Below are 19278 nucleotides of genomic sequence, written 5' to 3'. Positions count from 1 at the left end.
GGCCGCTGCCGTTTAACGTTGCTGAAACGGGCTACCCGCGATGATGTGCGGCTTTACAATCGCCCACCTCCTACGGAACGCCTCGATGACCCGCACTTCTGCCTGGCTGGCCTGCCTGCTGTTGATGTCCGCACCTGCCTGGGCCAGCGAGGCCACCGTGACCGGCAAGGTCTACCAGGAGCGCGACGGCAGGCCCGGCCGCGGCCCCACCGACCCGGCACTCGCGGGCGTGCAGGTCTCCAACGGCGAGGTGATCGTGCGCACCGCGGCCGACGGCAGCTACAGCCTGCCGGTGCGCGACGGCCAGACCGTGTTCGTGATCAAGCCCGACGAATTCCAGTTCCCGGTTGCGGCCAACGGCATGCCCGGCTACTGGCGCCACTACGCGCCGCAGGGCTCGCCGCGGCTGAAGTACAACGGCATCGCCGCCACCGGCGGCAACCTGCGCAACTGGGACTTCGCGCTGGAGCCGTCGAAGGATGCCGATGCGGCCCGCGACGGGTTCGAGATGCTGGTCTTCACCGATTCGCAGACCGCCAGCCGCCAGGACGTGGGCTACTACCAGCGCGCCATCGTCGAACCGATCATCGGCAAGCATCCGGCGCGGCTGGGGACCACGCTGGGCGACATCGTCAATGACGACCTGTCGCTGTACCCGCAGATCAACAAGGCCACCGCGCAGCTGCAGGTGCCCTGGTTCCACGTGCCCGGCAACCACGACCTGGACATGGATGCCGGCGATGACCGGCATTCGCTGGACAGCTGGCGCGCTGTCTATGGCCCGGACACCTATGCGGTGGAAGAGGGCGGGGCGAGCTTCGTGTTCCTCGACGACGTGGTCTACGACCCTGCCGCGAAGCCGAAGTACGTCGGCGGCCTGCGCCCGGACCAGTTCACCTTCCTGGCCAATTACCTGAAGAGCGTCCCGCGCGACCGCCTGCTGGTGCTGGGCATGCACATTCCGCTGTTCGACGCCGCGCCGGGCCGCGAGACCTTCCGCCACGCCGACCGCGCGCGCCTGTTCGCGCTTCTCAAGGATTTCCCGAACGTGCTGGTGCTGAGCGGGCACAGCCACACCCAGCAGCACTACTACCATGGCGCTGCGGAAGGCTGGCAGGGCCGCAGTCCGCTGCATGAGTACAACGTAGGTGCCGCGTGCGGTGCGTTCTGGTCTGGCGTGAAGGACGAAAGCGGGATTCCCGATGCGACCATGAGCGACGGCACCCCGAACGGCTATGCGGTGCTGTCGGTGAAGCCGGGCGGTGAGTACGGGCTGCGCTACTACGTGGCGCGCGCGCCCGACGACTACCAGATCGCCCTGCACGCGCCCAAGGTACTGCGCAAGGGGGCCTACCCGGCATGGGGGGTGTATGCCAACGTGTTCATGGGACAGGAAGACACGCGCGTGGAGTACCGGGTCGACGACGGCGCCTGGCAGGAGATGAAGCGGGTGGAGCAGCCCGACCCGCGACTGCTGGCCGAAAACGTCGCCGACGACAGCGCCGAGCGCCTGCGCGGTTTTGACCGCTCGCCCGAGGCCACCCCGTCACCGCACCTGTGGCGCGGCGCACTGCCGACCGACCTGGCGGCCGGTGCGCACAAGGTGGAGGTGCGTGCCGCACACGCAGACGGCCCCACCGCAACCGCCAGCACCACCTACCGCCTGCAGACCGCAAAACCGTAGTGCCAGGCCCTGCCTGGCAACCAAGCGGTCCAATACGCCCAGGTACGGCCCGCCCCGGCTTTGCAAAGCAGACCCGATCACCGAAAATCCCGGCGATGCATTCCACACAACCCAAGGCCCGCGAGTGAGCGTTGCGACACCGTTTCCGGACGCCCATCCGGTCCACCCCGAGGGTTCGATCGCGCCGCCACGCCCGGGTTCGCACGGCGACACGCTGATCGTCGCCGATGTCGGCGGCACCTATGCGCGACTGGCCCTGGCGGACGTGGTGCCCGGCCAGCCGCCGCGCATCCGCCACCTGCGCCGCTATGCCTGCGCCGACTTCGCCAGCCTGGCGGCCATCCTCGCCGCGTTCCGCGCGTCACAGGCGCCTGCGCCGGGCACGGCGGTGGTGGCCATTGCGGGGGTGCTGGAAGGCGACCATCTGGTCAACACGAACCTGCCATGGCCGGTGTCGGTGGCGGCCACCCGGCGTGAGGCGGGACTGGCCACGCTCGACCTGATCAATGATTTCGAGGCGGTCGCGTACGCGATCCCGCACGTTGCCGCGGAGACGCTGGTGCCCTTGAACGGCGACCCGACCGCGGGCAGCCGCTGGCCGGCGCTGGTGCTCGGGCCGGGCACGGGACTGGGCGGTGCGTTGCGCTTCGAGGCGGGCGCCCGTGCGGTGCTGGCCAGCGAAGCCGGACACGCGGCACTGGGCGCTGGCACCGCACTGGAACTGCAGGTGCTGCAGCAGATGCTGGCGCGCTGGGAACACGTGGACAACGAACGGATTCTGTCCGGCAGCGGGCTGATGAACCTGTACCCCGCGCTGTGCGCGATCCGTGGCGTGACCCCGCAGTGGTCCTCGACCGAAGCGCTGATCGCCGCCGCGCACGCGGGCGAGGACGCGCTGGCGGTGGAAACGCTGGACGTGTTCTGCGGATGGCTGGGCAGCCTGGCCGGCGATCTGGCGGTGACCTTCGGCGCGCGCTCGGTGTACCTGGCGGGCGGCATTTCCAGCCACGTCGCCCGCTTCCTCGATGACGGCCACTTCCGCAGCCGCTTCCTCGCCAAGGGCGTGATGCGGCGGGTCCTGGAACAGGTGCCGGTGTGGCGGGTCGAGCACGGCGAGCTGGGCGTGATCGGCGCGGCGGTGTGGCACGCCGAGCACCGCTGCGCGGCGGCGTAAGCATTCTTTCCCGGCCTTCCCGGGCCGGTTCATGGCAGTGGGAGAGCAACGAGTGACTGATCGCAGGCAATTCCTCCAGGCCGGTGCGCTGGCGGCAGGTGTCATGGCATTTCCGCGGGTGCAGGCCAGCGGCAGCGGACGCGCGCGGGTGGTGTCCACCTGGGATTTCGGCGTGGGCGCCAACCAGGCTGCGTGGAAGGTGCTGTCGTCCGGCGGCAGCGCGCTGGACGCGGTGGAGACCGGCGCACGCTGGGCGGAAAGCGAGCTGTGCAACCCGACGGTGGGGCGCTGCGGCAATCCGGACCGTGACGGTGTGCTGAGCCTGGATGCGAGCATCATGGCCGGTGACGGGCAGTGCGGTTCGGTGGCGGCGTTGACCGAGATCCTGCACCCGGTGTCGGTCGCGCGGAAGGTGATGGAACAGACCCCGCACGTGATGCTGGTGGGCGAGGGCGCGCAGCAGTTCGCCGTGCAGCAGGGCTTCCGCCGCCAGAAGCTGCTGACCCCGGCGGCGGAGAAGGCGTGGCGCGAGTGGTTGAAGACGGCGCAGTACACCCCGGAAATCAATGCCGAGCGGCGTACCCGTCCCGGCGACAGCAGCAATCACGACACCCTGGGCATCCTGGCCATCGACGCGCAGGGCCAGCTGGCCGGTGCCTGCACGACCAGCGGCATGGCGTGGAAGCTGCACGGCCGGGTGGGCGACAGCCCGATCATCGGTGCCGGTCTGTACGTGGACAACGAGGTGGGTGCGGCGACCGCGTCGGGCGTGGGCGAGGAGATGATCCGCAACGCGGCCTCGTTCCTGGTGGTGGAGCTGATGCGCCAGGGGCGCTCGCCGGCAGAGGCCTGTCGTGAAGCAATCGCCCGTGTGGTGCGCAAGCGACCGGAGGCCAGCAAGACCCTGCAGGTATGCTTCCTGGCGCTGGGCCGCGACGGCGAGGTAGGCGCGTATGCGTTGCACCGTGGCTTCGTCTATGCGGTGTGCGACAAGGACCGCCAGGACGACCTGCGCGATTCCGCATCGGTCTACACCAGCGAGCAGAGCTGAACATGGCGAGGCACACCCTCGAGATTGCGTCGAACTCGGTTGCATCGGCCCTGGCCGCGCAGCAGGGCGGTGCAGACCGCATCGAGCTGTTCGACAACCTCGCGGAGGGCGGCACCACGCCCTCCCATGGCAGCATCGCCGCGGCGCGGGAGCGCCTGCAGATCCCGCTGTTCGTGCTGATCCGGCCGCGCCCGGGCGACTTCCGTTACGACGCGCTGGAGACGGAAATCATGCTGCGCGACATCGCGCAGTGCCGGCAGCTGGGCTGCGACGGCGTGGTGATCGGGGCACTGGACGCGACGGGCGACATCGACGTACCGCTGTGCCGTGACCTGGTGGCGGCGGCCGGCCCGTTGGAGGTGACCTTCCACCGCGCGTTCGACGCCGCGCGCGACCTGCCGGCGGCGTTGGAGCAGGTGATCGCACTTGGCTGCCAGCGGGTACTGAGTTCCGGCGGCCAGGCCAGTGCACAAGGGGGCGGCGACATGCTGGCCCGGCTGGTCGCGCAGGCAGGTGATCGGCTGGCGGTGATGGCCGGCGCGGGCATCGGCCCGGACAACATCGCCGGCATCGCGACAACCACCGGTTGCCGCGAACTGCACGCGTCTGCAAAGACGGTCCGGCTCTCGGAGATGCGTTATCGCAATTCTGACCTGCGTGGCCTGGACAACGACTGGACCCAGACCGACGCCAACACGGTCGCCGCACTGCGCGCTGCATTGGATGCAGACGATCGGTGCTGAAAAGCGGGTGCCGGTGGGGTGAGTGCGGGGCCGCCATACCCTTTCCGGCGAATGTCCCCCGGCGTCGGCCTGCGGCCGCCGCCTCCTCCTTTACTTCGCCTACAAGGGCATGGCGGCCCCACACTCACCCCGCCGGCGTCGCGCTGACTTCCGCTTTTCCATCGCGAACCGCAAGCCAAGCCCCGTCGCGGCCGGTAGGTCCCTGGCAAAGTAAAGGAGGAGGCCGTCGCCGCAGGCGTCGGCCGGGGGACATTTGCATAGGGGCCTGCCGGCCGCGACGGGGCCCTCAACGCTCGCAATGAACCTCATCGAAGACCGTCCGCCACGCTTCCAACGCCCTCGGCAAAAAAACGCTCAGCTGAAAACAAGAGAAAAAACGGCAACCGCCTGTGAAAGCGCGGTTGCCGTGGAGGAGCGTTGCCCCCGCCCGAAGGCGGGGTGGGGGTGAAGCTTAGAACTTGTAGGTCGCGCCGAAGTACAGCTGGCGACCCGAGTACAGGCTGGAAATCAGGCGGGCATCGGTGTCGTTGCCGAGGTGGACGCGCTGTTCTTCCTTGGTGGCGTTCAGCACCGACGCGGTGAAGGTCAGCGCATCGGTGAAGTTGTAGGCCACGTTGAGGTCGAGCTGCGCGTACGGCTCGGTGTACTCGGTCATGCCACCGTTGAGCCCACCGACCACTTCGCCACGGCGGTTGTACGAAGCGCGCGCCAGGAACGCGTCGCTTTCATAGAACACAGTGACGTTGGCCTGGTTCTTGGCACTGCCGACCAGCGGCGACGAACCGATGCTCTCACCATCGAGCACGATCGAGGCCAGGTTGGTGTCGTTGTAGGTGTAGTTGGCCTGCACACCGAAGCCCATGTCGAACGTGTACTGGCCGTACAGCTCCACGCCCTGCGACACGCCATCGCGGCCGTTGGCCTGGGTCTCGTAATCCTGCACCGTGACCGACTCGCCGCCGACCACCATCTGCACGTCACGCACCACCGGCACCGTGAAGTTGTCCACGTTCTTGCGGAACAGGCCGATACCCGCCACCGCGCCCGGCTTGAAGTACCACTCCAGGCCCACGTCGAACTGGGTGGCCTCGAAAGGCTCCAGGTTCTTGTTGCTGCCGTGGCCCTGCCAACCTTCCTGCGGCGCACCACCGGCGACGCGACGGTCGTTCACGTACTCCGCGCTGTAGTAGCTCAGTGCACCCGGTGCGGCAATGCTGGTGTAGCTCGGGCGCGCGATCACCTTCGACGCCGCGCCGCGCAGCACCAGGTTCTCGGTGATGTCCCAGGCGATGTTGAAGCTTGGCAGGAAGTCCGTGTAGGTCTTGTCCGTGCCGATCAGCTCGAACGACTTCTGCCGCGCCAGGCTGTCGGGCAGGCGGACGAAGCCGCTTTCGCAACCGTACGTCGGGAACGCTGCCGCCGCCGGGTCGGTGCACGACATCGGCGCGCCGGACGCATTGTCCAGGAAGTAATCGTTGAAGCGTTCGATCGCATCGCTGGACTGCGCGAACTGCTCGGTGCGCACTACCCGCATGCCCACGTTGCCGCGCAGGCGGTCGGTACGGAAGTTGGCCTGGAAGTAACCGGCGTAGACCTTCTCGTTGACGTTGTAGACGAAATCTTCTTCGGTGCGGTTGTGCGAACCGCCGTAGCGGTCGTTGAGGTAATTGATGTACGCCGGGTAGTTGATGCCCGGGAACACGTTCGCGTTGAAACCGCCGTTGATGCCGCTGATCGGGTTGGACAGGAAGAAGCCCGGCTGCGCGATGCCCGCCGTGTTGTCGCAGCCCGCCTGGTAGCGGTTGTTGTCATAGTCGGCCGGGTCGGTGCCCTGGCAGACCCAGTAGGTGTTGCCGGTATTGCGGTGGACCTTGCCATCGCTGTACTTGGCGCCGAACTGGAACGAATCCAGCCAGCCGGTCTCGAACAGCTTGGTGAAGTCGGCCTGGAAGTGGTTCTGCTTGATCTCGGTCTGCATCCAGGACGAATCGGTCGAGCCCGTGTCCACTTCAGCAATGCCGTTCATCAGCTGCTGCTGCAGGTCGGGCGAGAACGTGGCCGACGGCGTGCCGGTCAGGTCCCATGCCGAATACTGGTTGCCGGTCTGCCACACGCCATCGACGCGGCGGCGCGGCTTCGCCGACATGCGGAACTTCATCGACGGGCCACCTTCGGACCAGGTGCGGCCGCCGCTGAACGACGCCTTCCACAGCGGGCTGATGTCCCAGTCGACGCTCAGGTCGGCGGTCTGCGACAGCGCCTTTTCGCGGCTGTAATCGCCGGTCAGCTGCGGAGTGGGGATGGTGCAGTCGTCCGGACCCCAGCCACCCGGCGGCAGGCCGGCGGCGGCAGCTTCGTCCTCACTGCAGTAGTACGTCTTGCCCGGGATCTTCTCGAACTGCGCGCCGGTGACGATGGTGCCACTCGGGTCCATGGTCAGCCCGTTGAGCAGGCGACCGCCGGCCCAGTTGCCGTCCTGGTTGTAGCGGGCCATGTTCCATTCCGGAATCTTGAGCATGTTCTGGGTGTAATCACCCTCCAGCTCGAAGCGGAAGTAGTTCGCCGTCAGGGTGACGTTGTCGGTCGGCTTGAACTGGAAGGTGAACTGACCGCCCTTGCGCTGGCGCTCTTCTTCCTTGACCGCGAAGTTCACCGAGGTCGGCATGTAGAAGTCGGTGTAGTTGCGGCCGTTCTGGTCGTTGAAGCCGGAATTGCCCCACCAGTAGTTCACGCCACCCTGGTTCATTTCATTGCCGAACACATCGCGTGCGGTGGTGTCGGTGCCATACCACTGGTAGTTTTCCGTGGTGGCTTCCATGGTGCGGCTGGTGCGCTTCTGCTGGGTCACGCCGACCAGCACGCCGAAGCGCTCGTCGTCGCTGTGCCAGGAGTAGAGCGCCGACGCCTGCGGGTCGACGTCACGGCTGTTGTCCGAGGAAGTGCCTTCCAGGGTCACGTAGCCGGAGTTGGACTCCATCTCCAGCGGGCGACGGGTATGCAGGATGACCGTGCCGCCGATGCCGCCCTCGTCGATGCGCGCTTCGGGCGACTTGAACAGCTCGGCGCTGGACAGCATGTTCGACGGCAGCAGGGTGTAGTTGAAGGAACGGCTGGCCTCGTCGTTGGTTTCCGAGGTGGCGATGTAGTTGCCGTTCAACTGGGTCAGGGTCAGGTCCGGGTCGAGGCCACGCACGCTGACGCTCTTGCCTTCGCCGCCGTCGCGGGTGATCACCACGCCCGGCACGCGCTGCAGCGAATCGGCCACGTTCTTGTCCGGGAACTTGCCCACGTCTTCGGCGGTGATCACTTCGACCACAGCGTTGGCGTCACGCTTCTGCTGCAGGCTCTTTTCGATCGCGTAGCGGTAGCCGGTGACCTGCACGCTGTCGAGCGTGGTGGCCGACGGGGTTTCGCCCGCGGCGGCGGCCTGCTGGGCGAACACGGTCGCCGGCACGAAGGCGGCCGCGGCCAGGGCGAACGTGATCGCGGCGGACAATGCGTCGCGGCCGTGCATGCGGGACATCTGCTTCATTCCACTCTCTCCGTTGGATTGAACCGGTGCTGATAGTTGGTTGAATCGATCTAAAATTGGCGGCGAACCTGGGGAGGCCCCAGCTCGCCAGGCCGAGATGATGACGGTTTGGAGTTGGATCGATCTAAACCGTTGGCGGCGAATTTTTAACACGGCGCGGCGAGGGAAAGCATGCTGCTGCGCAATATGGACGCCAGGACCCGGAGTGTGCCTAGGGTGTTGAGGCCCTCGGGACAAGGGCGGAGCCGGGCTGTGAACGATTCAGGTGCGCACCCGCCGGCCGTTTTCGCCGATGGCGCTACAAAGGGGCTCTCATGTTGCGCCGCAGAATGCATCGACGGATTTGTCCGTGGTTTACTTAAATCGATCTAAATTCACGTCGCCGTGACTTTGGAGCGATCCAAACGCACCCCGAAGTACCGTCATCGACCCACAGGAACCACTGCATGCGCCGATTGCCGTCCCCTCTCGCCCTGACGACCTGCCTGGCCGTTCTGGCCTTCTCACCCCTGCTGCAGGCCGCCCCGGCCGCGCTGGAGCGCGAGGTCAACACCTTCATCGGCAGCAAGGATGACGGCAATACCTTCCCGGGCGCATCGGCCCCGTTCGGCCTGATCCAGGTCAGCCCGATCGGCGAACACTACGCCGGCTGGCGCTACGACGACCCCAAGATCCGGGGATTCGGCCATTCGTTCCTGTCCGGTGCCGGCTGCTGGGAGCAGGGCGGGCAGGTTTCGGTACTGCCGGTGACGGGCACGGTCGGTCCGGGTGGCGACTTCGACACCGACAACGCCAAGAGCTTCGACCACAAGACCTACGCCTCCAGCTACACCCACGAAGGTGAAGTCGGCCAGGCGGGCTACTACAAGGTGCGCCTGACCAGCTACGGCGGCATCGACGCCGAGGCCACCGCGCGCACCCGCGCCGCCGCCGAGCGCTATACCTTCCCGGCTGACGCCGGCACCGGCCATGTGCTGGTCAACGTCGGCCAGGCCAACGAACGCCATTCGGTCATCGGCAGCGTGGTCGATGTGGTCGGCGACCGCGTGGTCGAGGGCAAGCTGGTCACCAAGAGCTTCTGCGGCGGCCACCAGTACACCACCTGGTTCCGGATCGAGTTCGACCGTCCGTTCAAGGCGTTCGGCACCTGGGGCGAGGGCGGCGGGCTGCCCGGCGCACGCCACGGCATGGAAGGCGAACTCAAGCCCAGCGGTGCCTGGCTGAGCTTCGATCTGTCCAAGGGCCGCGCCGTGACGGCGGTCAGCGCGATTTCCCACGTCGATGCCGAAGGCGCACGTGCCAACCTGCGCAGCGACGGCATGCAGGAAGGCCGCCTGCTGGGCTTCGAGCGCATGCGCAGCCTGTCCCAGCAGCAGTGGCGCAAGGAACTGGCCACCGTGCGCGTGGACAGCAAGCAGGCCGACGACCGCACCGTGCTGTACACGGCGCTGTACCACGCACTGCTGCAGCCGCTCACCGGCAGCGACGCCGACGGCCGCTACCGCGGCTACGACGACCAGATCCACCGTGCGGACGGCTGGACCTACTACGAGTATTTCTCGCTGTGGGACACCTACCGCGCGCAGAACCAGTGGCTGGCGCTGACCCGCCCGGAAGTGACCCGCGACATCGGCCGCAGCCTGCTGGCGATCAACGAACAGGGCGGTTGGCTGCCGCGCTGGGGCTACGCGAACTTCGAAACCAACATCATGACCGGCGACCCGGTCACCCCCTTCATGGTCGACCTGTGGCGCTTCGGCGCGCTGGCCGGCCGCGAAGGCGAGGCTTATACCGCGCTGCGCCGCAACGCGTTCGAACTGCCGCCGATGAACTCGCGCCATGCCGGCCGCTCGGGCAACCCGGGCTACGTGCAGAACGGCTATGTCGCCTACGACCGCGCCTTCCCCTCCAAGGGCATGGATGTCGATCCGCACCACGGCGGCTCGGCGACCCTGGAATACGCGCTGGCCGACTGCGCACTGGCGCAGATGGCCGACGGCCTGGGACATGCGGATGACGCCGGCGTGCTGCGCCAGCGCGGCCGCAACTGGCAGAAGGTGTGGGATCCCAGCGTGCGCGACGAAGAAACCGGCATGAGTGGCTTCCCGCGTCCGCGCATGGACGATGGCAAGTGGTACCTGCCGGCCGACGGCCATTACAGCCCGCGTTCGCACCACGGTTTCCACGAGGGCACCGCGTGGCAGTACCAGTGGCTGGCCCAGCAGGACATCCCCGGCCTGGTCCAGGCCATGCATGGCCGCGAACAGGCCGGCAAGCGCCTGGATGCCTTCTTCGCCTACGACGCGCTGCTGCAGTCGCCGCTGCAGGCCGCGCGCAAGGAGTGGGTGGTCGGTCCGTACAGCTACTACAACCAGTACCGCTACAACCCCAACAACGAGCCGGACCTGCATGCGCCGTGGATGTACACGCTGATCGGCCAGCCGTGGAAGACCGCCACGGTGGTGCGTGCCGCGCAGCAGCTGTTCACCAACGCGCCCAATGGCGTCACCGGCAACGATGACCTGGGCACGATGTCGGCCTGGTACCTGTTCAGTGCGCTGGGCCTGTACCCGGCGGTGCCCGGCAGCGGCCAGTTCCTGCTGCATACCCCGCGCTTCGCCAAGGTCGAGGTCGACCTGGGCCAGGGCCGCACCCTGCGCCTGCAGGCGCCGGGCGCCGATGGCCGCAAGCTGCAGTATGTGCAGGGCGTGCAGGTGGACGGCCAGGCGCATGCCCCGGTCTGGCTCGACTGGAGCCGCCTGCAGCAGGGCGGCACCATCGCCTACACCCTGGGCGACACCGCTCCGGAAGCGGGCTGGGGCACCCAGGTCGATGCGCTGCCGGTGTCGTACTGCGCCACCCCGGGGGCCCGCCTGGAATGAGCCCGCGCGCCGCGATCCGTTGACCGATGCGATCGTTTAGGCTTGCAGGACCATGAGGACGCCGACGCCACGATGAAAAAGGACACTTCCGCTGCCAAGGGAACCCGCGCCAGCACGCCCCGTGCCGGCGCCGCACGCGCGGTCACCGTGACCGACATCGCCGATGCCATCGGCGTGTCGCGCGCGACCGTGTCGCTCGTGCTGCGGGGCAGCCCGCTGGTGAATGTCGACACCCGCGCGCGGGTCGAGGCCGAACTGCGCCGGCAGCGGTATGTGTACAACCGGGGCGCAGCCAACCTGCGTCGCCGCACCTCGACCAGCGTGGCGCTGGTGATCAACGACCTGTCCAACCCGTTCTTCGCCGAGTTCGCCTCCGGCGTCGACGAGGCGCTGGGCGCGAAGGGTTTCGTGACCCTGCTCGGCAGCACCGGTGAATCGCCGGTGCGACAGCAGGCGGTGCTGACCACGTTGATGGAACACACCCCGGCCGGGCTGATCCTGTCGCCGGCCGAAGGCAGCGATGCCACCGAGGTGCGCCAGGCGCTGGGCTTCAATGCCAACGTGCTGCTGTTCAACCGCGAGCTGAAGGGCGGCGATTGGGATTTCCTGACCCTGGACAACCAGCAGGGGGCCTACCTGGCCACGCAGCACCTGATCGAGCGCGGCCACCGGCGCATCGCCTTCTTCGGCGGCCACGCCGATTCCAGTTCCTGCCACCAGCGCCGCACCGGCTATGCGCAGGCGCTGGCCGAGGCCGGGCTTTCCGTGCAGCCGGACTGGCTGATCGAATCGGCGCCGAACCGGCTGGAAGCTGCGGCCCGGTCGGGTGAGCTGTTCGCCGGCGACGTGCCCACCGCAGCGGTCTGCTACAACGACACCGTGGCACTGGGCCTGATGCTGGGCCTGGCCTCGCGCGGCGTGCAGCCGGGGCGCGATTTCGCGGTGACCGGTTTCGATGACATTTCCGAGGCGGCGGTGGCGATGCCGCCGTTGACCACGCTTACCGTCAATCCGCGCGAGCGCGGCCGCCAGGCCGCCGAACTGCTGCTGCAGCGCCTGGATGATCCCACCGCCGCACCGCGCCGCACCGTGGCCCCGGTGCAGCTCCGTATCCGTGACAGCAGTGGCCCCGTGGCCGGCTGACGTCGACTCCCTTTCACCCGCCCGCGCAATGAGGCGCGTACCGAATGCCCATTTCTCCAACGCCACGCCTGCCCACCTCGTCTTCCGCCGCGCCCGTGGTCAATCCGCGCATGGCACTGGCCGTGGCCACGACGATCTTCTTCATGTGGGGCTTCCTGACCTGCCTCAACGACATCCTGATTCCGCACCTGAAGGCGGTGTTCGAACTGAACTACGCCAAGGCGATGCTGGTGCAGTTCACCTTCTTCGGCGCGTACTTCCTGATGTCACTGCCGGCGGGTCGGCTGGTCGCGCACCTGGGCTACAAGAAGGGGATCGTGGCCGGCTTGGCCATCGCTGCCGTCGGTGCACTGGGCTTCTGGCCGGCGGCCGAACTGCGCGTGTACGAGGCCTTCCTCGGCGCGCTGTTCGTGCTGGCCACCGGCATCACCGTGCTGCAGGTGGCGGCCAACCCCTACGTGGCGCTGCTGGGCCCGGAGCAGACCGCGTCGAGCCGGTTGACCCTGGCGCAGGCGCTGAACTCGCTGGGCACCGCGATCGCGCCGCTGTTCGGCGGTCTTCTGATCCTGGGCAACACGGTCAAGAGCGCCGATGAACTTGCCGCGCTGGGCGCAGCGGAACAGCTGGCCTACCGCACCCAGGAAGCGCAGTCGGTGCAGGGCCCGTACGTGGGCCTGGCGATCGCATTGGCGCTGCTGGCGGTGTTCGTCTACCTGTTCCGCCTGCCGGCATTGAACGAGACCACCGAACAGGCCGACCCGGGCAAGCACACCCTGATGGACGCGCTGCGCCACCGCCACGTGCTGTTCGGCGTGCTGGGCATCTTCTTCTACGTCGGCGCCGAAGTGTCGATCGGCAGCTTCCTGGTCAACTACCTGTCGATGCCCAACATCGGCGGGCTGACCGAGCAGCAGGCCACCGGCTACGTGTCGGCGTACTGGACCATGGCGATGATCGGCCGCTTCGCCGGTTCGGCGATCATGACCCGGTTCTCGCCGCGCATCCTGCTGACCCTGTTCGCGGCCGCCAATGCGCTGCTGCTGGCGTTGACCATGGCCAGCGAAGGCCATGTGGCGATGTACTCGGTAGTCGCGATCGGCCTGTTCAACTCGATCATGTTCCCAACCATCTTCGCGCTCAGCATCGAACGCCTGGGCGCGCTGACCAACAAGGCGTCCAGCCTGCTGATCATGGCCATCGTCGGTGGCGCGATCATCCCGTTCCTGCAGGGTCTGCTGGCCGACCGCATCGGGCTGCACCTGTCCTTCATCCTGCCGTTGCTGTGCTACGGCTACATCCTCTTCTACGGCATGTGGGGCTCGCGCCCGCGTGCCGGTTTCAGCCAGGGGGGCTGAGCGCGTCATGACAAAGATTGTCTGTTTCGGCGAAATTTTGATCGATCTACTTGCGCAACCGCCGGCCACGCCGGATACCCCGCGCGCCTTCCTGCAGTACGCCGGCGGTGCCCCCGCCAACGTCGCCGTGGCCGCCGCGCGGCTGGGCGCGGACACCCATTTCGCCGGGATGCTCGGCCAGGACATGTTCGGTGATTTCCTCGCCGACAGCCTGGCCAGCGCCGGGGTTGCCACCGACTGCATCGTGCGCACCGACGCGGCCAAGACCGCGCTCGCGTTCGTGGCGCTCGACGCACATGGCGAACGCAGTTTCAGCTTCTACCGGCCGCCGGCCGCGGACCTGCTGTTCCGCGCCGAGCACTTCACCGCGGCCTGCTTCGACGGCACCCGCAGCTTCCATGTGTGCTCCAACAGCCTGACCGAAACCGCCATTGCCCAGGCCACGCTGCAGGGCATGCAGCGTGCCCGCGCCGCCGGTGCGATGGTCAGCCTCGACCTCAACCTGCGCCCGGCGCTGTGGCCGAGCGACGTCGATCCGACCGACACGCTGTGGCAGGCGCTGGTGCTGGCCGACCTGGTCAAGCTTTCGCGCGAGGAACTGGAATACCTGGCCGCGCCGCTGGGAGCCGATGGCAGCAGCATGGTCATCCAGCGCCTGCTGGCGGCCCAGGCCCAAGCGGTGGTGGTCACCGACGGCGCCGCGCCGATGCGCTGGCATACCCGCCATGGTAGCGGCGTGGTGACCGGCTTCCAGGTGCCCACCGTGGACACCACGGCGGCCGGTGATGCGTTCGTTGGCGGACTGCTGTTCGCGCTTGGCGAGCGCGGCGCCGATGGCGCGGCCTTCGTCGACTTCTGCCGCGATCCTGCCGGCCTGCAGGAGGCCATTCGTTTCGGTGCCGCCGTCGGTGCACTGGCCGTGACCCGCAAGGGCGCGTTCGCCGCGATGCCGACCCTGGCCGATGTCCAGCAACTGCTGCAGCAACAACAGGAAACCGCCGCATGACCACCGCCGTTCCCGCCCAGCCCGATTTCCGCTCGGCCGATTTCCTGCGCGCGCATATCGCGCAGACCATGGCGTTCTACCAGCCGCACGAGATCGACCCCAAAGGCGGCTTCTTCCACTATTACCTGGACGATGGCACCGTCTACGACAGCGGCCACCGCCACCTGGTGAGCAGCACCCGTTTCGTGTTCAACCATGCCATGGCCTACCGCGAGTTCGGCAAGCCGGACGACCTGAAGGCGGTCGAGCATGGCATCCGCTACCTGCGCGAGGTACACCGCAACCCGGCGACCGGCGGCTATGCGTGGACGCTGCGCGACGGCGTGGTCGAAGATGCCACCAACCACTGCTATGGCGTGGCTTTCGTGCTGCTGGCCTACAGCTGCGCGCTGAAGGCCGGTATCGGCGAAGCGCGCGCCTGGATGGACGAGACCTGGGAGCTGCTCGAGAAGCGCTTCTGGGAACCGGACTTCGGCCTGTACCGGGACGAAGCGGACGCGGACTGGAACTTCAGCGACTACCGTGGCCAGAACGCGAACATGCACATGTGCGAAGCGATGCTGGCCGCGTTCGAGGCCAGTGGTGAAGCGCGCTACCGCGACCGTGCGCTGCTGCTGGCCGACCACATGACCCGTCGCCAGGCGGCGCAGGGCAACGGGCTGGTCTGGGAGCACTACGACCGCAACTGGCAGATCGACTGGAACTACAACCTCGACAATCCCAAGCACCTGTTCCGTCCATGGGGTTTCCAGCCGGGCCACCAGACCGAGTGGGCCAAGCTGCTGCTGATCCTCGACCGCCACGTCCAGGCCGACTGGCTGGTGCCGACCGCGCGCCACCTGTTCGACACCGCCGTGAACCGCAGCTGGGACGAGACGCGCGGCGGGCTGTATTACGGCTTCGCGCCGGACGGCAGCGTGTGCGACGACGACAAGTACTTCTGGGTGCAGGCCGAGTCGCTGGCCACGGCGGCGCTGCTGGCCGCACGCACCGGCGACGCGGTGTACTGGGACTGGTACGACCGCTTGTGGGCCTATGCCTGGGCGCACATGATCGACCACCAGCATGGCGCGTGGTATCGGATCCTGGATGCGGACAACCGCAAGTACAGCAACGAGAAGAGCCCGGCCGGCAAGACCGACTACCACACCATGGGCGCGTGTTACGAAGTGCTGAACGTGGTGCGTTGAGGTCCGGGGCAGGGTGATGTGCGCCGGCCAGGTGCCGGCGCCAGCGAGGTGATGCATGAAGCGATGGGCGTGGGGCGTTGCAACTCTGGTTCTGCTTGCGCTGCATGCGCTGCCCGCGGCCGCGGCACCGCTGCAGGCGGCATGGACGTTCCGGCTGCTGCCCGGCAATGCGCAGCTCAAGGCGCATCCCGAGGCCGCGCAGTGGCGCACGGCCAGCGTGCCCGGGTCGGTGCACACCGACCTGCTGGCCCATGGCGTGATCCCCGATCCGCACGCCGGCGCGCCCGAGGCGCAGCTGCAGTGGATCGGCCTGGCGGACTGGGAATACCAGGCGCGTTTCGATGTGGATGCCGCCACCCTGGCCCGCCCGCATGCCGAGCTGGTCTTCGAGGGCCTGGACACCTTCGCCGAGGTCGTCCTCAATGACCGCGCACTGCTGCGTGCCGACAACAGCCACCGCACCTGGCGGGCGCGGGTTGATGGGCAGCTGCGGGCCAGCGGCAACGTGCTGCGGATCGTGTTCCGTTCCCCGATCACCACGTTGCTGCCGGGTGTGCAGGCGATGCCGCACAAGATCGCCGGCAACTATCCGTCGCCTTACGGCGATGAGCCGCGCGACGCGATGGTCGGCAATTTCGTGCGCAAGCCCGGCTACCACTTCGGCTGGGACTGGGGTCCGCGCTATGTCACCGCAGGCATCTGGCGACCGGTGCGGCTGGAGGCATGGGACGCACAGCGGATCACCGATGTCGCCGTGCAGGCGACGGCGCTGGACGCCCGGCGCGCCGACCTGACCGTGGCCGTGGACGTGGAGAGCGCCGCCGCGCGCACTGCCAGGCTGCGTGTGGCGATGATCGATCCGGACGGAAAGGTTGCCGCGACGGTCGAGCGAGCGGTGATGCTGCGCAAGGGCCAGCAGTCTGTGTCGTTGCCGGTTCGACTGGACCAGCCGCGGCGCTGGTGGCCGGTGGGTCATGGCGAGCAGGCGCGTTACACGGTGCGTGCCAGCGTCGATGCCGGAACATCGGAAGCGGCCGAGCGCAGCATCCGCACCGGCCTGCGCACGGTGGAGCTGCGCCGCGAGGAAGATGCCAAGGGCGGGCAGGGCTTTGCCTTCGTCATCAATGGCGTGCCGATCTTCGCCAAGGGCGCCAACGTGATTCCGTTCGACATGTTCCCGGCGCGGATTGATCCGGCACGTATCCGCCGCGAGCTGACCGCGGCCCGCGATGCCAACATGAACATGCTGCGCAACTGGGGGGGCGGCTACTACGAAGACGACGCGTTCTTCGACATCGCCGACGAACTGGGCCTGCTGGTCTGGCAGGACTTCATGTTCGGCGGCGGCATGCAGCCCGGCTACGATCCGGCATTCCGCGCCAACGTGGTGGCCGAGGCGCGCGACAACGTGCGACGGCTGCGCGCGCATCCCAGCGTCGTGCTGTGGTGTGGCAACAACGAGGAAGAAACCGCGTGGAAGGACTGGGGCCACGGTCGCGACCTGAAGGCGGCCGATCCGGCGTTCGCCGCCCGCGTGTGGCAGGGCTATGTGGACCTGTTCGGCAACGACCTGCGCAGGGTGGTGGCCGGGGAGGGACTGGGCGTGCCGTACTGGTCCAGTTCGCCCAGCAACGACCTGGACACCGTGGCCAACGACTCGACCCGTGGCGACAAGCACTACTGGCAGGTGTGGGGCAACCCGGCGCTGCCGGTGCAGGCCTACCTGCGCGAGACGCCGCGCTTCATGTCCGAATACGGGCTGCAGGCCTGGCCGGTGCTGCGCACGTTGGAGGGCATCATCCCGGCCGACGAACTGCGTGTGGACAGCGGCACCGTGCGTGCGCACCAGAAGTTCATGGCGGGCGAGGGCAACCAGCGCCTGTTGCAGTACATCGAGCGCGAGTTCGGCACGCCGCGTGACTTCAGCGACTTCGTGTACCTCAGCCAGGTGATGCAGGCTGAAGGCATCCAGCTTGCCGCGCTGCATCACCGCGCGTCGCGCCCCTACACCATGGGCTCGCTGTACTGGCAGCTCAACGACGTGTGGCCGGGCGCGTCCTGGTCCAGCATCGACTACGCCGGGCGCTGGAAGGCCCTGCATTTCCACGCGAAGCGCTTCTTCGCCGACCATGCCGTGGCGGCATTGCGTGACGAAGGCATTACCCGCATCAGCCTTCTCAACGACCTGCAGCAGCCGCTGAACGCGCAGTGGCGGATGCGGGTGATGGATGTGGATGGCCGACAGGTTGCGAAGCAGCAGCACGCGGTGACCGTGCCTGCGCTGTCGGCGCTGGAGGTCGGGCGCTTCGCTGATGCCGAGTTGCTTGGCAGGGTCGACCCCGCGCGTACGGTCGCGGTGGTGGAACTGCTGGATGGCACGCGGGTGCTGTCGCGCCAGGTGGTCTACTTCGCGGCGGCCAAGGACATGCAGCTGCCCAAGGCGCAGATCGACAGCCGCTGGACGCAGGACGGCGATCAGGTCGTGCTGGAGCTGCGCTCGGCGCAGCTGGCGCGCGGCGTATGGGTCGAATTCGAGGGAATGGACGCCACCCTGGACGACAACGCCATCGACCTGGTCCCCGGCGAACCGGTGCGGATCAACGTGAAGGCCGGTGCCGGGCTGGAAACGGTGCGCAAGGCGCTGCGGATACGCTCGGTAGCAGACGCGATGTCCAGCCGGTAACCACCGACGCCGTGCTGGATGGAATGACTGGCACGTATGGGGATCGGTAGGGTCGGTTCCCGAACGACCGCACGCAACGCGGATCGGCGCTGGGACGCATGACCTCCATCGGAGAGGTCTGCCGCCTTCAGACCATACGTCAAACACCCTACGACCTGTGTCGGCAACGGAACGCCGATGCAGCTGTTGCGACGTCGGAAACGGCTCTTGATTCGTGCACATGCGGGCGTAGAGTCCGCGGACAGAAGCCGTGAACACCGACTCCCAACTAGTGAGGTTGACTGTGAACACTGTCCTTATGTCTCTACTGCTATCTGGCTTCGTGGCAGGTTCCGTTCAAGCGGACACTACGGATGCTGCCGTGAACCCTGCGCAATCTCAGGACGCTGAGAGCCGAGCGGCGCTGCAGCGTGAGATCTCCGGAAAGTTGGCCAGAATCAAGAGCGAGGCCGACCTTCACACCTACTTGGCGTCCATGCGCGCGATGCAGACGCCGTTGGATCGACTGTCTCCAGGGGCAAAGAGGCGGTTCATCGACAGCTTGGTGTTCACGCCCAACGGTCTCGGTAGTTTCACCTACGCAGACATTCGTAATGAACTTACGTTGTCGGAAGCGTACCAACTACTTGCGTTGTTTGGGCGGGAGGCAACGGCTGCCTCCATCCGTGGAATTCGGATTGAGACCGATGAGGATCGAATCCCGCGGGGCTAAGCCATGAATTCCGAGCTTGGCTCTGACGATCCAAGGGGGCCGTTGCAATCGTACAGCCAACGCAGGCGGTAGGGTCGGTTCCCAAACGACCGCACGTAGTGGCGAAGGGTGCTGGGACGCATG

General features: G+C 67.3%; 11 protein-coding genes. 10 read left to right on the top strand and 1 reads right to left on the bottom strand.

Annotated features, from left to right (window positions below):
* The first annotated feature begins 85 nt into the window (after positions 1-85).
* The 4 genes from FSZ13_RS02325 (at position 86) to FSZ13_RS02310 (ending at position 4652) form a co-directional block, all read left to right on the top strand.
* The gene (locus FSZ13_RS02325) at positions 86-1684 is read left to right on the top strand and encodes a calcineurin-like phosphoesterase C-terminal domain-containing protein (RefSeq protein ID WP_145477816.1); all 1599 of its coding nucleotides are present in this window, start codon (positions 86-88) and stop codon (positions 1682-1684) included.
* A 178-nt stretch (positions 1685-1862) separates the two neighbouring features.
* The gene (locus FSZ13_RS02320; protein WP_145478518.1) at positions 1863-2858 is read left to right on the top strand and encodes a glucokinase; all 996 of its coding nucleotides are present in this window, start codon (positions 1863-1865) and stop codon (positions 2856-2858) included.
* Between the two features lie 52 nt (positions 2859-2910).
* Positions 2911-3909, top strand: coding sequence for a N(4)-(beta-N-acetylglucosaminyl)-L-asparaginase (locus FSZ13_RS02315; RefSeq protein ID WP_145477815.1), 999 nt, complete (start codon positions 2911-2913; stop codon positions 3907-3909).
* 2 nt (positions 3910-3911) lie between these two features.
* Positions 3912-4652: a copper homeostasis protein CutC gene (locus FSZ13_RS02310; RefSeq protein WP_145477814.1), complete on the top strand. Its 741-nt coding sequence runs from the start codon at positions 3912-3914 to the stop codon at positions 4650-4652.
* Between the two features lie 451 nt (positions 4653-5103).
* Here the strand turns inward: FSZ13_RS02310 and FSZ13_RS02305 are convergent, their stop codons facing one another.
* A complete protein-coding gene (locus FSZ13_RS02305) occupies positions 5104-8184 on the bottom strand; it encodes a TonB-dependent receptor (RefSeq protein ID WP_145477813.1) in 3081 nt (1026 codons plus the stop codon).
* Between the two features lie 446 nt (positions 8185-8630).
* Here FSZ13_RS02305 and FSZ13_RS02300 point away from each other — a divergent pair, with 446 nt between their 5' ends.
* The 6 genes from FSZ13_RS02300 to FSZ13_RS02275 all read left to right on the top strand — a co-directional run bounded on the left by FSZ13_RS02300 (position 8631) and on the right by FSZ13_RS02275 (position 18443).
* Positions 8631-11066, top strand: coding sequence for a GH92 family glycosyl hydrolase (locus tag FSZ13_RS02300; RefSeq protein ID WP_145477812.1), 2436 nt, complete (start codon positions 8631-8633; stop codon positions 11064-11066).
* Positions 11067-11138: 72 nt separating this feature from the next.
* Positions 11139-12209: a LacI family DNA-binding transcriptional regulator gene (locus FSZ13_RS02295; protein ID WP_145477811.1), complete on the top strand. Its 1071-nt coding sequence runs from the start codon at positions 11139-11141 to the stop codon at positions 12207-12209.
* Between the two features lie 44 nt (positions 12210-12253).
* Complete coding sequence (gene fucP / locus FSZ13_RS02290) at positions 12254-13564, top strand: L-fucose:H+ symporter permease (protein WP_145477810.1); 1311 nt, start codon at positions 12254-12256, stop codon at positions 13562-13564.
* A gap of 7 nt (positions 13565-13571) precedes the next feature.
* Positions 13572-14570: a carbohydrate kinase family protein gene (locus FSZ13_RS02285; protein WP_145477809.1), complete on the top strand. Its 999-nt coding sequence runs from the start codon at positions 13572-13574 to the stop codon at positions 14568-14570.
* Positions 14567-15760 carry an AGE family epimerase/isomerase gene (locus FSZ13_RS02280; protein WP_145477808.1) on the top strand — a complete coding sequence of 398 codons (1194 nt, stop codon included), beginning with the start codon at positions 14567-14569 and terminating at the stop codon, positions 15758-15760. The genes FSZ13_RS02285 and FSZ13_RS02280 overlap by 4 nt, the downstream gene beginning before the upstream one ends.
* A gap of 55 nt (positions 15761-15815) precedes the next feature.
* Positions 15816-18443 (top strand): beta-mannosidase, encoded by a 2628-nt coding sequence (locus FSZ13_RS02275; RefSeq protein WP_145477807.1) that lies wholly within the window; start codon positions 15816-15818, stop codon positions 18441-18443.
* The last annotated feature ends 835 nt before the right edge of the window (positions 18444-19278 follow it).

Origin of the sequence: Stenotrophomonas rhizophila, from assembly GCF_007667275.1 — a bacterium.
In the GTDB taxonomy this organism is placed as follows: domain Bacteria; phylum Pseudomonadota; class Gammaproteobacteria; order Xanthomonadales; family Xanthomonadaceae; genus Stenotrophomonas; species Stenotrophomonas maltophilia_AE.
The sequence above is the reverse complement of the archived record's forward strand: the minus strand, read 5'-3'. Positions and strand labels throughout refer to the sequence as shown.